The sequence below is a fragment of the Paenibacillus kribbensis genome, from assembly GCF_001705305.1.
Taxonomy (GTDB): Bacteria; Bacillota; Bacilli; order Paenibacillales; family Paenibacillaceae; genus Paenibacillus; species Paenibacillus kribbensis_B.
This window is the reverse complement of record NZ_MCBP01000006.1, coordinates 282153-301337: the sequence shown is the minus strand read 5'-3', so window position 1 is coordinate 301337 and position 19185 is coordinate 282153. Positions and strand designations below refer to the sequence as shown.

The window sequence follows — 19185 nt, the reverse complement described above, 5'->3', positions numbered from 1 at the left end:
CATGGGCAAAACGTGGAGAAATTTGCGCGGCTGCTGCAGGAAAGCTTGCAGGAAGTGATCGTTCATTGCGCCTCCAAGGAGCGGAGTGAGCTGACACCAAGTGATGTATTGTTCAAAGGCTTGACACTAGAGCAGTTGGAACAATTGACGGAGCAAACGGCTTCTGTTGGTGAACTGGAAAATGTGTATGCTCTCTCCCCTATGCAGAAGGGAATGCTTTTCCATAGTTTGATGGAGCCGGAGTCAGGCGCTTACTTCCAGCAAGCATCGTTTGATCAACAGGGCAGCTTTGATGTTGCTGTATTCCGTAAGAGCCTTGAACTACTGACACAGCGGCATGAAGCGTTGCGGACGAATTTCCATATGTTTGAGACAGGCCGGAATCAGGAGCCATTGCAGATTGTGTTCCGTCACAAAGGCAGCGATCTTTCCTTCGAGGATTTACGCGGAATGCAAAAAGCGGAACAACAGGCGTATATTCAGACGTTCAAGCTGCAGGACCAAGCTCGGGGCTTTGATCTCGGTACGGATGCGCTCATGCGCGTACAGGTGTTGCAGACAGATGAACAGACGTATCACCTGGTATGGAGCTTCCATCACATTGTAATGGATGGCTGGTGCCTGTCTCTGGTCACAGGCGAAGTGTTCGGTACGTACTTTGCACTGCTGGAGCAGAAGCAGCCGGAGCTTGCCGCGATTACACCATACAGCCAATATATTGAATGGCTGGACCGTCAGGATGAGCGTGCGGCAAGAGACTACTGGAGCAGCTATTTGGCCGGATTTGAGCAGCAGACGTTGTTGCCTGGTTCAGATGCTTCAATGAAGGATCAAGCGCTGGACAATAAGGAAAGTGCTGCATCTGTTTCAGCGGGTGACATTGGCGAATATGTTTCTGAAAAAATAACGGTTGATCTGGATCGAACGTGGAGTGAAGCCATGTACCGGATTGCGAAGCAGCAGCAGGTGACGATTAATACGCTGATGCAGACCGTGTGGGGCGTTATTTTGCAGAAATATAACAACAACGAGGATGTTGTGTTCGGCAGTGTCGTATCTGGACGTCCGACGGATATTGCTGGTGTAGAGAACATGATCGGCCTGTTCATTAATACGATACCGGTTCGGATTCAAAGTGAACGGAATGCCACTTTTGTGGAAATCATGCGGAAAACGCAGGAGCAAGCGCTGACCTCGGGAGCATATGATAGCTTCCCGCTGTATGAAATTCAGGCGCTGACCGAGCAGAAGCAAAATTTAATCAACCACATTATGGTATTTGAGAACTATCCGGTCGAGCAGCAGGTCGAGCAGCTTGGTGAAGTTCGTCCGTCCGCTTTTGAAATTACGAATGTAGAGGTTGTCGAACAGACGAACTATGATCTGGACTTGATTGTAATGCCAGATGACATCTTCCGCATCATGTTCAGATATAACGCCAATGTGTACGATCGGGCTACGGTAGAGCGTATGCGGGGACATGTACTGCATATCATTGCGCAAATTATCGACAATCCGCATATCCGTGTGAATGAGCTGGAATTGGTGACACCGGAAGAACAGGCGCAGATCGTTCAGGTCTGGGGAGATACGGCGGCAGCCTATCCGCAGGATCAAACGTTAAGCACCCTGTTCGAGCAACAGGCAGCGAACACGCCGGAGCAAGTGGCGGTGCTATGCGGAGCGGAATCGTTGACCTACGCTGAGCTGAATGAGCGGGCTAACCGTCTCGCACGTACCTTGTGTGCGGAAGGCGTTGAACCGGATCAGCCGGTGGGCATTCTGGTACAACGCTCGCTGGAAATGATCGTCGGTATCTATGCGATCCTCAAGGCAGGCGGAGCCTATGTGCCAATCGACCCGGACTATCCGGCTGACCGCATCCGCTTCATGCTGGAAGACTCGGGAGCGAAGCTGGTGCTGACGCAATCGCATTTGGCTGAGCAGGCGTCGCAGAGCTTCGATGGCAAGGTGTTGGTGCTGGATCGTCCGGAGCAGGGTGGCAAAGACATTTACCACGAAGACGGCTCCAATCTGGAGCCACTGGCTGGGCCGCGACATATCGCCTATGTCATCTACACCTCCGGCTCCACTGGAAAGCCGAAGGGCGTCATGGTTGAGCACCATTCCGTCCTGAACCGGATTTTGTGGATGCATGACCGTTACGGCTTGAGTGCGGAGGATACGATCCTGCAAAAGACCGCCTTCACATTCGACGTGTCGGTGTGGGAGCTGTTCTGGTGGTCGCTGGTCGGCTCAAAGGTGAGTCTGCTGTCGGTTGGCGGGGAAAAGAATCCGGAGGACATCATCGACACGATTGCCCGCGATGGAGTCACCACGATGCACTTTGTACCTGCCATGCTGCATGCGTTCCTGGAATATATCGAGCAGCAGCCACGGGAAGTGATGCAAGCGAAGCTGGGCACGCTGCGCCATGTATTTGCCAGTGGGGAAGCGTTGCCGCCGCAGCATGTGGCGCGGTTCCAACGGCTCGTGTCGAGCCTGGACGGAGCGAAGCTGATCAACCTGTACGGCCCAACCGAAGCGACGGTGGACGTCACGTACTTCGATTGCGAGCCAGGAGAGGAATATACGGTTATTCCGATTGGGAAACCTATTCAGAACATTCGTCTGTACATCGTTAAGGAAGGCACGGAGCAATTGCAGCCGATCGGGGTTGCAGGAGAGCTGTGCATCGGTGGTGTAGGCGTAGCACGTGGCTATCTGAACCGTCCGGAGCTGACGGCCGAGAAATTCGTAGCCGATCCGTTTGCTGGCGGTGAAGCAGGCTATGAGCGGATGTACCGTACAGGCGATTTGGCGAGATGGATGCCGGATGGGAACATTGAATATTTGGGCCGGATCGACCATCAGGTGAAAATCCGGGGCTACCGGATCGAGCTGGGCGAGGTGGAATCGCAGCTGCTCAAAGTAGAGTCTGTACGAGAAGCCGTCGTCATGGCTCGTGCGGACGAAACAGGCCAAAAACAAATGGTGGCGTACTACGTCGCCGGGCAGGAAATCGGTGCAAGCGAGCTGAGAAGTGAGTTGGGCCGGGAGCTGCCAAGCTATATGGTGCCATCGTACTTTGTACAGCTGGAGCGGATGCCGCTGAGTCCGAATGGCAAAATCGATCGCAAGGCCCTGCCAGCACCAGAAGGCAGTCTGCAAAGCGGGGCGGCTTATGTCGCACCGCGGACGTGGGTGGAAGTGAAGCTGGCGCAAATTTGGCAGGAAGTGCTGGGCCTCACGCAGGTCGGCGTGAAGGAGAACTTCTTCGAAATTGGCGGACATTCGCTGCGAGCGACGACACTGGCCTCGAAGATTCACAAGGAGCTGAACAAGCCGCTTCCACTGCGTAGTATTTTTGAAGCACCAACGATTGAGCAACTGGCAGCCGTTCTGGAAGGTCTCGATCAAGTAGCGTATGCGTCCATTCCAGTGACGGAAGAGCGCAGTTTCTACCCGCTGTCCTCGGCGCAAAAACGACTGTATGTGCTGCATCAGTTCGACCCGAATGATGTGAACTACAACATGCCGTCGGTGCTGCAAGTGAGCGGTCCGCTGGACGTGAAACGAGTAGAGGACGTGTTCTGTCAACTGATTGCTCGCCATGCGACCTTGCGTACCCGCTTTGAGCTGGTGGACAATGAGCCGATGCAATGGATTGAGGACACCGTGCCGTTTGCGATGGAGTATACGAAGGTACAGGCAGAGGGTGCGACTACTACGGATACGGACACGGACACGATGGTCAACAAGGAAGCGCAAGAGCTGGTGCTGCGCTTTGTCCGTCCGTTCGATCTGAAAGCTGCGCCGCTGCTGCGGGTAGGCTTGGTGGATTTGGGCGTACAAGAGGTAGAGCAAGAACCGCAGCATTTGCTCATGCTCGACATGCACCATATTGTCTCGGATGGTGTGTCCATGGAGGTACTGACCGATGAATTTATCCGCTTGTATGGTGGTGAAGAGCTATCTCCATTGCGGATTCAGTACAAGGACTATGCGGTATGGCAGCAAAGCGAAGCCCATCAGGAGTGGATGCAGCGTCAGGAAGCGTACTGGCTCGACACCTTCCGGGGCGAACTGCCTGTGTTGGATCTGTCAACCGACTTTGTCCGTCCGGCAGTGCAGAGTACGGCAGGGGATACGATCGAATTCGGACTGGAGCGTGAAGTTAGCGAACGCCTGAAAGAACTGGCGGCGCAAACAGGCTCAACACTGTACATGGTGCTGCTGGCGGCGTACACCGCGCTCTTGCATAAATACACGGGCCAAGAGGACATTATTGTCGGAACGCCGATTGCCGGAAGACCGCATGCGGAAATGGAGAACCTGGTAGGTGTGTTCATCAACACGCTGGCGATCCGCAATTATCCGTCTGGCGACAAATCGTTTCTTGATTATCTACAAGAGGTCAAAGAGCATGCGCTCAGCGCTTATGAGCATCAGGACTATCCTTTTGAAGAGCTGGTTGAAAAGCTGAATTTAACGCGGGATACGAGCCGGAATGCGCTGTTTGACACGATGTTTGAGTTGAAAACATTGGAGCAGCAGGAGTTGCAGCTGGAAGGTCTCACCTTACATTCGTATCCGATAGCAAATAATACTGCCAAATTTGATCTGTCCTTGGATGCAGTGGAACAGCCGGAAGGTATTCTGTGCAGTCTGGAATACAGCACGGCGCTGTACAAGCCTGAGACAATCGAGCGATTGGCACAGCATTTTACCGAGCTCGTTCGTGCAATTACACTTCATCCGCAGCAGCTGCTGGCAGCTTTGGATATGGTAACCGCCGAGGAAAAAGCACAAATCATCTACGGTTTTGGAGATGTGGGGGTATCGGATGTTGCTGCTGTTGAAGCAGGAGTCCTGTTCCATACGTTTGTGGAAGAGCAGGCGCAGCTTGTACCGGATCACGTAGCGGTTGTGTATGAGGAGCGGCAGCTTACGTACCGCAAACTGAACGAGCGTGCAAACCAATTGGCTCGCAGATTGAGAAATGAAGGCATTGGACGCGAGTCGATTGTCGGCATTTTAAGTGAACGTTCGGTGGACATGCTGGTCGGCGTACTGGCGGTATGGAAGGCCGGAGGCGCGTATGTACCTTTGGATGCCGATTATCCGTCCGAGCGAATCCGCTTTATGCTGGAGGACAGCGGTGCGACGGTGCTGCTGACTCAAACCGGCTTGCAGGAGCGTGCACAGGTATGGCTGGAGGAAAGCAAGAACATATCCGAACCAGCAGCGGGACTGCGTCTGCATACCGCACTGGCGCTGGACGATGAGTCGCTATACACCGGAGATGCCACAGACGTCGAGCACATCAACGAGCCGCAGGATTTGGCGTATGTGATTTACACCTCGGGCACAACGGGGCGTCCGAAGGGCGTCATGATTGAGCATCATAGTCTGGTGAATACGGCTGCGGCGTATCGCCGGGATTACCGTCTGAACCAGTTCCCGGTACGGCTGCTGCAACTGGCAAGCTTCTCCTTCGACGTGTTCGTCGGCGATATCGCACGGGCGCTCTATAACGGCGGTACGATGGTCATCTGTCCGAAGGATGACCGGATTGATCTAAGCCGCCTGTATAGCTGGATTCACGATTATCAGATTACGGTGTTCGAATCGACTCCGGCCCTGATCGTACCGTTCATGCAGCATGTGCACGAACACGGACTGGACATGAGCAGTCTGGAATTGCTCATTACCAGCTCGGATAGCTGCAGCGTGACGGATTACCGGGTGCTGCAGGAGCGGTTTGGCGCGGATATTCGTATCATTAACAGCTATGGCGTCACGGAAGCGGCGATCGATTCCAGCTTCTACGACGAAGAGCTGTCGAAGCTGCCAAGCAGCGGCAGTGTGCCGATTGGTCAGGCGTGGCTGAATGCCCGCTTTTACATCGTGGACAGCCAGCTGAATCCAGTGCCTATCGGTGTACTGGGCGAGCTGTGCATTGGCGGAGCCGGGGTGGCACGCGGCTACCTGAACCGTGCAGATCTGACGGCTGAGAAATTCGTAGCGAACCCGTACGTACCGGGTGAACGATTGTACCGCACAGGCGATTTGGCACGGTGGATGCCGGACGGTAATGTGGACTTCATCGGCCGGCTGGATTACCAGGTCAAAATCCGGGGCTTCCGGATCGAGCTGGGCGAGGTGGAAGCGCAGCTGCTGACCGTGGACGGCATTCAGAAAGCCATAGTCACCGCCTGGGAAAACGAAGACGGACACAAGGATCTGTGTGCGTATCTCGTAGCCTCAGCGGAGCTGAATTTGTCGGAGCTGCGCAACACGCTGCAGCCAAAGCTACCGGGCTATATGATCCCGACGTATGTCGTACAACTGGATCGGTTCCCACTGACACCGAACGGAAAAATCGACCGCAAAGCGTTGCCTGCACCGGAAGCGCGCCTCGAAGGAGGCACGGAGTACGTTGCGCCGCGGACATTGCTGGAAGAGCAACTGGTACGTATTTGGCAAAGTGTACTGAATCATCCGCAGATAGGCATCGAGGATAACTTCTTTGAAGTGGGAGGACATTCTCTGCGCGCCACAACACTGATGGCGAAAATCCATCAGGAGCTGAATCACAAGCTGGCGCTGCGAGATATTTTCCAATATCCGACGATTGAGCAATTGGTACAGGTGATGGGGGAACATCAGACACAGCAAACGTATGCATCCATACCTGTTGCGGAGGATCGCGCATATTATCCAGTTTCCTCGGCGCAAAAACGGATGTACGTTCTGAGTCACCTGGAAGGTGGAGAGGTTAGCTACAATATGCCGGGAGCTTTGATTATTGAAGGTTCCTTGGATAAAACGCGACTGGAGTATGCCTTCCGCCAGCTGATTGCCCGTCATGAAGCCCTGCGAACCAGCTTCGATATGGTAGATGGCAAGGTTATTCAACGGATTGAATCAAACGTCGAATTCAACGTGGAGCATGTGCAGGCAAGCGAAGAAGAGACACAGCAGTACGCACTGGACTTTGTACGTGCATTTGATCTCGCACAAGCACCGTTGCTACGGGTTCAGCTGGTGGAAACCGGACCGGAATGTCACGTAATGCTCTATGACATGCACCATATTATTTCGGATGGCGTTACTGATGGAATTATCGTGCAGGAGTTCTCTCAATTGTATGAAGGCAAGGAGCTGCCGCCACTTCGCATCCAGTACAAGGACTATGCCGTTTGGCAGCATGCAGGTATGCAAAGTGAACGTCTTCGTGAGCAAGAAAGCTATTGGCTGAAAACGATGGCTGGTGAAATTCCGGCGCTGGATATGCCAACGGATTATCCAAGACCAGCTGTACAGCGTCTGGAAGGAGCTCGATACGATTTTGCGATCGGCGCAGAGGACAGCGAGCAGTTGAAACAACTGGCCGCTCAAACGGGATCAACCTTATACATGGTGCTGCTTGCAGCGTATAGCACGCTCTTGCATAAATATTCGGGGCAGGAGGACATTATCGTCGGAACGCCGATTGCCGGAAGATCACATGCGGAGTTGAGTAGTCTGGTAGGGGTATTCCTCAACACGCTGGCGATCCGTAATTATCCGTCTGGCGACAAAACATTCCTTGATTACTTGAAAGAGGTCAAAGAGCATGCGCTCAGTGCTTATGAGCATCAGGACTATCCTTTTGAAGAGCTGGTTGAAAAGCTGAATTTAACGCGGGATACGAGCCGGAATGCGCTGTTTGACACGATGTTTGAACTGAAAACATTTGAGCAGCAGGAGTTCGAGCTGGAAGGTCTGACCTTTAAGCCGTATCCGACGGACAATAATACGGCCAAATTTGATCTGACCCTGGATGCAGTGGAGCAGCCGGAAGGCATTCTGTGCAGTCTGGAATACAGCACGGCGCTGTACAATCCCGAGACCATCGCGCGATTGGCACAGCATTTTACCGAACTCGTTCGTGCAATTACACTGCATCCGCAGCAGCCACTGGCAGCTTTGGATATGGTAACCGTCGAGGAAAAAGCGCAAATCATCTACGGTTTTGGAGATGTGGGGGTATCGGATGTTGCTGCTGTCGAAGCAGAAGCCCTGTTCCATGCCTTTGTAGAAGAGCAGGCACAGCTTATACCGGATCACGTGGCGGTTGTGTACGAGGAGCAGCAGCTTACGTACCGCACACTGAACGAGCGTGCGAACCAATTGGCCCGCAGATTGCGGAATGAAGGGATTGGACGCGAGTCGATTGTCGGCATTTTGAGTGAACGTTCGGTAGACATGCTGGTCGGCGTATTGGCGGTGTGGAAGGCTGGAGGCGCCTATGTGCCGCTGGATGCAGACTATCCGTCAGAACGTATTCGTTTCATGCTGGAGGACAGCGGTGCGACGGTGCTGCTGACCCAAATCGGTTTGCAGGAGCGTGCGCAGACATGGCTCAAGGAAAGCCAACCTACATCTGAACCAGCAACGGGATTGCGTCTGCATACCGTACTGGCGTTGGACGATGAGTCGCTGTACACCGGGGATACCACGGATATCGAACACATCAACGAGCCACAGGATCTGGCGTATGTAATCTACACCTCCGGTACAACGGGACGTCCGAAGGGTGTCATGATCGAGCATCGCAGCCTGGTAAATACAGCTGCGGCGTATCGCCGGGACTATCGTCTGAACCAGTTCCCGGTACGGCTGCTCCAACTGGCAAGCTTCTCCTTCGACGTGTTCGTCGGGGATATCGCACGGGCGTTCTATAACGGCGGCACGATGGTCATCTGTCCGAAGGATGACCGGATTGATCCAAGCCGTCTGTATGGCTGGATTCACGATTATCAGATTACGGTGCTCGAATCAACCCCGGCCCTGATTGTACCGTTTATGCAGCATGTGCATGAACAGGGACTGGACATGAGCAGTCTGGAATTGCTGATCACCAGTTCGGATAGCTGCAGCGTGACGGATTATCGGGTGCTGCAAGAACGGTTTGGCGCGGATATTCGCATTATTAACAGCTACGGCGTCACGGAAGCGGCGATCGACTCCAGCTTCTACGACGAAGAGCTGTTGAAGCTGCCAAGCAGCGGTAGTGTGCCGATTGGTCAGGCGTGGCTGAACGCACGGTTTTACATCGTGGACAGCCAGCTGAATCCAGTGCCGATCGGCGTGCTGGGCGAGCTGTGCATTGGCGGAGCCGGGGTAGCACGCGGATATCTGAACCGTTCAGACCTGACGGCCGAGAAATTCGTAGCGAACCCGTACGTACCAGGTGAACGACTGTATCGCACAGGCGATTTGGCACGGTGGATGCCGGACGGGAATGTGGACTTTATCGGCCGGATGGACTATCAGGTCAAAATCCGGGGCTTCCGGATCGAGCTGGGCGAGATTGAAACGGCGATCCAGCGGGTGCCGGGTGTGCGTCAAGCAGTAGTGATCGATCGGACGGACGAGCGTGGACACAAGTATTTGTGCGGGTACATTACGGGAGAAGCCGAGCTGCGGATCGAGGAGGTACAGGCCGAGCTGGAAGCCGGGCTACCAGCGCACATGGTGCCAGCACGGTTGATGCGACTGGAGACGATACCACTGACCAGCAACGGCAAAATCGACCGCAAGGCGTTGCCGGAGCCGGAAGGTAGTATCCAGACGGGTGCAGCCTATGTGGCACCGCGTACCACGGTGGAGCAGGTATTGGCTTCGGTATGGGCCGGAGTACTCGGCATGGAAGCGGTAGGCACGCAGGATAACTTCTTCGAGCTGGGCGGCGATTCGATCAAGGCGCTGCAAGTATCTTCCCGCTTGCTACAAGCAGGTTATCGACTGGACATGAAAGACCTGTTCAGCAATCCAACAGTGTCTGCATTGGCGCTGAAAGTCCAATCGGTTACAAGATTGGCAGATCAAAGCGAAGTGGTGGGCGCTGTGAAGCTGACACCCGTTCAACAATGGTTCTTTGAGCAAAACCTGACGGATGCTCATCATCATAACCAGTCCATCATGCTGCATAGCAAGGACGGTTTTGATGAACCGGCACTGCGCACGGCGATGGATCAAATGGTTAGCCATCACGACGCACTGCGTATCATTTTCCGTCCTACCGAGTACGGATATGAAGCCTGGAACCGCGCGATTGGCGAGGGCAAGCTGTATACGCTGGAACGGACGGACTTCAGCAATGTGACTGAAGTGTCTGCGGCGATCGAGACCAAAGTGAATGAAATTCAGGCGGGTATTTATTTAAGCGAAGGACCGCTGGTGAAGCTGGGGTTGTTCCATTGCCCGGATGGAGATCATTTGCTGATTGCTATTCACCACTTAGTGGTGGACACCGTATCCTGGCGCATTTTGTTCGAGGATATTACGACAGCCTATGAGCAGGCATTGAACGGACAAGCGACTTGTCTTCCGCACAAAACAGATTCGTTCCGCACCTGGGCTGATGGGCAGTCTCAATATGCGAACGGTCCGGCAATTGCAGCAGAACTCGCATTCTGGCAAGAAATTGAACAGAGAATGTATGAGCCGCTTCCAAAAGACCAGCCACAGTCCTATTCCTTGAATAAGGACAGTGAGATCATTACTGTCACGTGGACAGCTCAGGAAACGGAGCAGCTATTAAAACAGGCGCATCGTGCCTACAACACGGATATGAACGATTTGCTGCTTACCGCATTGGGAATGACTATTCATCGCTGGGCGGGCATTGAACGAGTGCTCGTCAACCTGGAAGGTCATGGACGGGAGTCCATTTTGCCAGAGCTGGATATTACTCGCACCGTGGGCTGGTTTACGACTCAATTCCCGGTTGTGCTGGATATGAGCGTGGGGCAAGACCTTTCACAGCGTATCAAACATGTGAAGGAAGGATTGCGTCGCATTCCGAAAAAGGGCATCGGCTACGGTATTTTGAGATACTTGTCCGCAGCACGTGAGCAACAGCATTTTGTAACCGAACCTGAAATCAGCTTTAACTATTTGGGACAATTTGATCAAGATATGCAAAATCAATCCATTGACGTATCTCCTTACTCTAGCGGTGCAGAGCTTAGCGCACATGCAGCCAGATCGCACACGCTGGACATGAACGGACTGATTTCGGAAGGCGAGCTGCAATTGACGATCAGCTACAGCAATCAGGAATATCGTCGTGAAACGATGGAGCAGCTAGCCGAAGAGTTCAGAACCAGCTTGCAGGAAATCATTACGCATTGTGCAGGCCGCAAACAGCAGGAGCTGACTCCAAGCGATGTAATGCTTGAAAATGTAACGATGGCCGAACTGGATCAATTAGTAGAACAAACTCGCGACATGGGCGAGCTGGAAAATGTATATGCATTGACGCCGATGCAAAAAGGCATGTTGTTCCATAGTCTGATGGATGCAGAGTCAGGTGCTTATTTTGAACAAACCACATTTGATCTGCGCGGACGCTTCCAAGTGGATGTATTCCAAGACAGTTTGAATCATTTGGCGCAGCGGCATGAGATTTTTAGAGCTAATTTCTACAGCGGCTGGCAGGATGAGCCTGTACAGGTCATTTTCCGCCGTAAGGATGTCGGTTTCAGCTATGAGGATTTGCGACATTTAGATGATCATGAGCGTGACGCGTATGTGAAGGAATTCATTCGCCAGGACAAGACAACCGGATTCGATTTGTCCCGGGATGCATTGATGCGCGTAGCGATTTTACGAACAGGTGACGAGAATTATTATTTTGTGTGGAGCTCTCATCACATCTTGATGGATGGCTGGTGTGTGGCGCTGGTAACGGATGAGGTGTTTGAGGCTTATTTTGCAGCCTTGGAGCACAGAGAACCAAAGCTTGCCCCAGTTACTCCATACAGTCAGTATATTGAGTGGCTGGAAGCACAGGATGTAGAGGCTGCATCTTCATACTGGAAGGATTATTTGCTCGACTATGATCAGCAAACCTCGATTCCGACCGGAAAAGCAGGCGTGAAAGCGGATGGTGCACAATTTGAGCATGTGCTGTGCGATCTGGGCAAGGAATTGACAGGACGCATTGAAATGGTTGCCAAGCAGCACCACGTGACCACGAATACATTGCTGCAAACGGCATGGGGCTTGCTGCTTCAAAAGTACAACGGTAGTGACGACGCTGTTTTTGGCGGCGTAGTGTCTGGTCGTCCGGCTGACATTCCGGGTATCGAAAATATGGTGGGCTTGTTCATTAACACCATTCCAGTACGTATCCGCAGTGGGGCTGAGGATACATTTGCCGACATGATCAGAGCAAATCAAAAGCAGGCGCTGGTTTCTCAAGCTTATGAAACGTATCCGTTGTATGAAATCCAAGCTTTGACCGAGCAAAAGCAAGACCTGATCAACCATATCATCGTGTTCGAAAACTATCCGGTGGAGGAACAGGTCGAGCAGCTTGGCGAAGGCGCAGAATCGGATTTTGTAATTAGCAATGCAGGTATGATTGAACAGACCAACTATGATTTCAATCTGGTCGTCATGCCGCAGGAAGCGATGAAAATCCGATTTGAATACAATGCGAAGCTGTATGATCGTGAAGCTGTTGAACGGGTCCAGGGTCATCTGGTGCAACTGCTGGAGCAGGTGGTAGCGAAGCCTGACATTCGGGTGTATGAGCTGGATGTGTTAAGCGAGCAGGAGCGTGAGCAAATTCTGGGCGTATGGGGAGATACAGCGGCTGACTATCCAAGCGAGCAAACGATTCACGGCTTGTTCGAGGCGCAAGCCGCGCAGACACCGGAGCAGGCAGCGTTGTTCTTCGAAGGAGAGCTGCTGAGCTATCGCGAGTTGAATGAACGTGCGAACCGCCTGGCCCGTACCTTGCGTAGTCAAGGCGTGACGAAGGATCGTCTGGTGGGTGTGATGACCGAGCGTTCGGTGGACATGATCGTGGGTATCTTCGGAATTTTGAAGGCCGGAGGCGCGTATGTCCCAATCGATCCGACGTATCCAGAGGAGCGTATCCGCTACATGCTGGACGACTCGGGGGCAGAGCTGTTGTTAACACAAAGCCATCTGGTGGACAAAGCGGCTTTTGACGGCAATGTGCTGGCGCTGGATGGGGCTCAGGATGTGTATCACGAGGATGGTTCCAATCTGGAACCGTTGTCCGGTCCGAACGATCTGGCGTATGTGATTTATACGTCGGGTACGACGGGGCAGCCGAAGGGCGTTATGCTGGAGCATCGTGGGCTATGCAATCTCAAAACGTATTTTGAACAGGAATTCGGGATCAGTACGTCGGATCATACGTTGCTGTTTGCCAGCTATTCGTTTGATGCGGCATGCTGGGAAATCTTTCAGGCGCTGTTCTGCGGTGCCACGCTGTATGTGCCAACGTCAGAGACGATTTTGGACTATGAGAGATTCGAGCATTACATGACAGAACATCAGATTACGGTGGCGACGTTACCACCGACGTATGCGGTATATCTGGAGCCAGATCGGATGCCAAACCTGCGTATTCTGGTCACTGCGGGTTCAGCCACTTCAACAGAGCTGATATACAAGTGGAAGAATCGGGTAGCATACTACAATGCTTATGGCCCAACCGAAAACTCGGTAGCGACGACGGCATGGCCGGTATCCGACGAAAGAGCGGGAGAAGTGATTTCCATCGGACGCCCTATGCCGAATCACCGGGTGTACATGGTGGATGCACATGGACATCTGGCGCCTGTGGGCGTAGCGGGTGAGCTGTGCGTGTCCGGTCTGGGTCTGGCCCGCGGTTATCTGGATCGTCCAGAGCTGACGGCTGAGAAATTCGTACCGAATCCATTTGCGGTTGGCAAAGCGGGCTATGAACGGATGTACCGTACAGGCGACTTGGCGAGATGGATGCCGGACGGCAACATCGAATATTTGGGCCGGATCGACCATCAGGTGAAAATCCGGGGTTACCGGATCGAACTGGGTGAGGTCGAGGCACAAATTTTGAAAGTGGAAGATGTGCAAGAGGTCATCGTACTGGCACAGGCGGACGAGCAGGGGCAAAACCAACTGGTAGCGTACTATGTTGCTGAAGGAGAAGTGAGCGCAGGTGAGCTGCGCAGCTTACTGGGCGAGGAGCTTCCGAATTACATGGTGCCTTCGTATTTCATCCAGCTGGAGCAGATGCCGCTGACACCAAACGGCAAAATCGACCGCAAGGCCCTGCCGGCACCGGAAGGCAGCCTGCAAAGCGGAGCGGATTATGTCGCACCGCGGACGTGGGTGGAAGTGAAGCTGGCGCAAATTTGGCAGGATGTGCTGGGCCTCACGCAGGTCGGCGTGAAGGAAAACTTCTTCGAGATAGGTGGACATTCGCTGCGGGCGACGACCCTGGCCTCGAAGATTCACAAAGAACTGAACAAGCCGCTTCCACTGCGTAGTATTTTTGAGGCGCCAACGATTGAACAGCTGGCAGCCGTGCTGGAAGGTCAGGATCAAGTGGCGTATGCGTCGATTCCGGTAACGGAAGTCCGTGCCTTCTACCCGCTGTCATCGGCACAAAAACGACTGTATGTACTGCATCAATTCGACCCGAATGATGTGAACTACAACATGCCGTCGGTGCTGCACGTGAGCGGTCCGCTGGACGTAAAGCGAGTGGAAGATGTATTCCGTCAACTGATCGCCCGCCATGCGACCTTGCGCACCCGCTTTGATCTGATCGACAGTGAGCCGATGCAATGGATTGAGGACACCGTGCCGTTTGCGGTGGAGTATACGAAGGTACAAGTCGAAGCTGCGCATACAGATACGGCTACGGACACGATGGTCAACCAGGAAACACATGAGCTGGTACGGCGCTTCGTCCGTCCGTTCAATCTGCAAACCGCTCCGTTGCTGCGGGTAGGCTTGGTGGACCTGGGCGTACAAGGAGTGGAGCAAGAACCGCAGTATCTGCTCATGCTGGATATGCACCACATCGTCTCCGACGGGGTGTCCATGGGGGTACTGACCGATGAATTTGTCCGCTTGTATGACGGCGAAGAACTGTCACCAATGCGGATTCAGTACAAGGACTATGCGGTATGGCAGCAAAGTGAAGCCCTTCAGGAGTGGATGCAGCGTCAGGAAGCGTACTGGCTCGACACCTTCCGGGGTGAGCTGCCTGTGCTGGATCTACCGACAGACTTTGCACGTCCGGCGGTACGGAATACGGCAGGAGATACGGTCGTATTCGGACTGGAGCGTGAAGTTAGCGAACGCCTGAAAGAACTGGCGGCGCAAACTGGCTCCACGCTGTATATGGTGCTGCTGGCGGCGTACACCGCGCTGTTGCATCAATACAGCGGCCAAGAGGACATTGTAGTCGGCACGCCGATTGCCGGACGGCCGCATGCGGATCTGGAGCCGATCATCGGGATGTTTGTCGGCACGCTGGCTATGCGGAACTATCCAACGGCAGAGCATACCTTCCGCAGCTATTTGGAAGAAGTGAAAGTTCGTGCTCTGCAAGCTTACGAGCATCAGGACTATCCGTTTGAGGAACTGGTGGAAAAGCTGAACGTGAAGCGGGATATGAGCCGCAACCCGCTGTTCGATACGATGTTTACGCTGCAAACTACCGAGGAAGGCGAGCTGAAGCTGGCGGACCTGAGCTTCCGTCCATACGGATTGGAGCAAACGCCAGCGAAGTTTGATCTGACGCTGGAAGCGAGTGAGGAAGAAGCAGGCATCCAGTTTGGATTGCAGTATGCGACCGCACTGTATCAACGGGAAACCGTGGAACGGATGACATGTCACTTCATTCGTTTGGCCGAAGCCGTGGCGGCGAACCCGGATGTGAAGCTGGGTGAGCTGGAACTGATTACGCCGGAAGAAAGCGAACGGATTCTGAAGGTATTCAACGATCCGAACGCGCGTAGCGTACGTGGAGCCGAATACGGACAGGCGCAAGCTCGTTCGCTGAGCGAACGGTTCGAAGAGCAAGCGAAGCTTAGCCCAGAGAGGGTGGCAGTCGTGTCCGGGGACACGGCACTGACCTACACCGAGCTGAACGAGCAAGCGAATCGATTGGCCCGTGTGTTGCGGGCGGAAGGGGTCGAAGAAGATCAACCGGTAGGCGTATTGCTGGAACGTTCTGCGGATATCCTGGTGAGCATTCTGGGGGTACTTAAGGCCGGAGGCGCCTATGTGCCGATGGATACCATGTATCCGCAGGAGCGCATCGATTACATGCTCCAAGACAGTGGGGCACAGGTCGTGATTACAAGCAAAGTCGCCATTCTCTCGCTCAGCTTGCCATCCACAGTACGGGCTATAGTGCTTGATGACGAGGACGTTCAGGCTGGGCTGGACGGACAGGATGCGAGCAACCTGATCCCTGTAGCTGGTCCGCATAACCTGGCCTATATGATTTACACATCAGGTACAACCGGTCAGCCGAAAGGGGTCATGATCGAGCAGGGTAGCGTCAGCAATCTGGTGGATGCTTTATTCGAGCGGGTGTACAGCCGCTACGAGCAGCCGCTTCAAGTGGCTTGGCTGTCGGCATTTGTATTTGACGCCTCGGTGAAGCAAATCTTTGCCAGCTTGTTGTTAGGCCACACCTTGCATGTGGTATCCCGTGACGTCAGCCTGAGCGGGGAGCATTTGATCGCCTACTACCGCACGCACCGGATTGATCTGTCGGACGGCACACCTGCGCATCTGCATATTTTGAATGAAAGTGTCAACGTGACGGAAGCGCCGGAAGTGAAGCACTACCTGATCGGCGGCGAAGCGTTGCCTGTGTCACTGGTTCACGGGCTTCTGCACAAGTGGTCCAGGTATCGTCCGGTGATTACTAACGTGTATGGCCCGACTGAAACGACGGTAGATGCGACCGCCTACACGATTGAAGATGTGGAAGCCTTGAATGTACTGCTGGAAAAAGGTGAGCACACGGTATCCATCGGAACACCGATTGCGAACCAGTCCTTGTACATCTTGAACACCAAGCAACAACTGGTGCCGATCGGTATCGTGGGCGAGCTCTATATCGGTGGTGCTGGGGTAGGACGAGGATACCTGAACCTGCCGGAACTGACGGCAGAGAAGTTCATCCCGAATCCGTTTGCCGATGCGGCAACAGCCGAACAAGCGGGCACCACTCACGCGAACCGGATGTACCGGACAGGCGACCTGGCACGCTGGCTGCCTGATGGCAGCATTGAGTATCTGGGCCGGGTCGACCACCAGGTGAAAATCCGGGGCTACCGGATCGAACTGGGCGAGGTGGAAGCGCAGCTCCTGACCGTAGGCGGTATCCAGAAGGCCGTGGTGACCGCATGGGAAAGCGAAGATGGGCACAAGGACCTGTGTGCCTACATCGTAGCCTCAGCGTCACTGAGTTTGCCGGAGCTGCGGAACGCGCTGCAGCCGAAGCTGCCGGATTACATGATCCCGACGTATGTCGTACAGATGGATCGATTCCCGCTGACGCCAAGCGGAAAAATCGACCGCAGAGCGCTGCCTGCGCCGGAAGCACGTCTCGAAGGAGGCATGGAGTACATTGCGCCGCGGACGCCGCTGGAAGCCAAGCTTGCTCGAATCTGGCAGGATGTATTGAAGCTGTCCAGCGTAGGAGTCACCGATTCATTCTTCGACATGGGCGGACACTCCCTGCGCGCAACGACGCTGGTGGCGAAAATCCATCAGGAACTGGACAGCCGGATTACACTGCGTGAGGTGTTCCAACACTTTACGATTGAGCAGCAAGCTCAGCTCATAGCTGCGCACGGAACAGATACCTATGCGGTGATACCTGCTGCGGCTAAGCAGGCGTACTACCCGGTATCTTCGGCTCAAAAACGGATATACATCTTGAGCCATCTGGAAGGCGGGGATGTCAGCTACAACATGCCGGGTGTGTTAACGGTAGAAGGCCCGCTTCAGGCAGATCGACTGGAGGATGCGTTCCGTCAGTTAATTGCCCGTCATGAAACGCTGCGGACTTCCTTTGAGATGGTGGAAGGCGAGGTCGTTCAGCGGGTTTACGATCAGGTTGAGTTTGCAATAGAGCACCTGCAGGTGGATGAATCCGAAACCGAAGCGCATATAGAGTCATTTGTACGCAGCTTTGATCTTCGGCAGGCACCGCTGCTGCGTGTTCGCCTCATTCAAACCGGACCAGAGCGCCATCTTTTGATGTACGACATGCACCATATCATTTCGGATGGAGTATCGTCTAACAATATCGTGCAGGAACTGGTACAGCTGTACGAGGGACGGGAATTGGAGCCATTGCAAATTCAGTACAAGGATTATGCCGTGTGGCAGCAGCAGGAAATGCAGCGCGAGTCATACCAACGCCGGGAACACTTCTGGCTGGAGCATTTAGCCGGAAAATTACCGGTACTGGATCTGCCGATTGCTTATCCAAGACCTGCTGCCCGCAGCTTCGAGGGTGCGCTGTATGAATTTACAGTTGATCCGAATGTATCCGAGCAGCTGCACCGAATTGTGGCACAGACCGGAAGCACGCTGTACATGGTACTTTTGAGCGCCTACACCGTTCTGCTGTCCAAATACAGCGGTCAGGACGATTTGATCATCGGTACTCCGGTAGCAGGCCGCTTGCTGCCTGAGCTGGAGCCACTGATCGGAATGTTCGTCAATACGCTAGCCATCCGGCATCAGCCAAAGGGGAACCAAACGTTCCACAGCTACCTGCTGGAAGCCAGAGATCGTACGCTGCAAGCCTTCGAGCATCAGGATTATCCACTTGAAGAGTTGGTGGAAAAGCTCGATGTAGCACGGGATGCAAGCCGCAACCCATTGTTTGACACGATGTTTGTACTGCAAAATACGGAGTCGCAGGAAGCGAAGCTTGAGACCTTGTCCTTCAGTCCGTATGTTCAGGAGCACAGCATCTCCAAATTCGATTTGACCTTATCCATGAGTGATGAAGACGGGGTGATCAAGGGTTCCTTTGAATATTGCACGAAGCTGTTTGGGGCAGATGCTATTGAACGATTAACGGGAGATTTGTTAGCGATTCTGTCACAGGTTGGGGCAAATTCAGATTTGCTGTTAAGCGATATTCAGGTGAACTCGGGCGAGCAGCCGGAAGGCTTTTCACCGGATTCCATCGACTTTGTTTTCTAAATTCGTTTTCTAAAATGCAATGATTTCACTTTGCGTGTGCAGAGGGCGGCGGATTGTCCGACTGCCCTTGCCTGCAAAGTATTATTTTTCCGACACAATGCTCACTTACGTAACAATGCTCATCTACTAACA

General features: G+C 53.7%; 1 protein-coding gene (cut by a window edge). It reads left to right on the top strand.

Features of this window, described 5'->3' with window-relative positions:
* Nucleotides 1-19053, top strand: partial view of a non-ribosomal peptide synthetase gene (locus tag BAZ21_RS13990; protein ID WP_068501588.1) — the final stretch only. It extends 23052 nt beyond the left edge of the window; only the last 19053 of its 42105 coding nucleotides appear in the window; the start codon falls outside the window, past its left edge; the stop codon is at nucleotides 19051-19053.
* The last annotated feature ends 132 nt before the right edge of the window (nucleotides 19054-19185 follow it).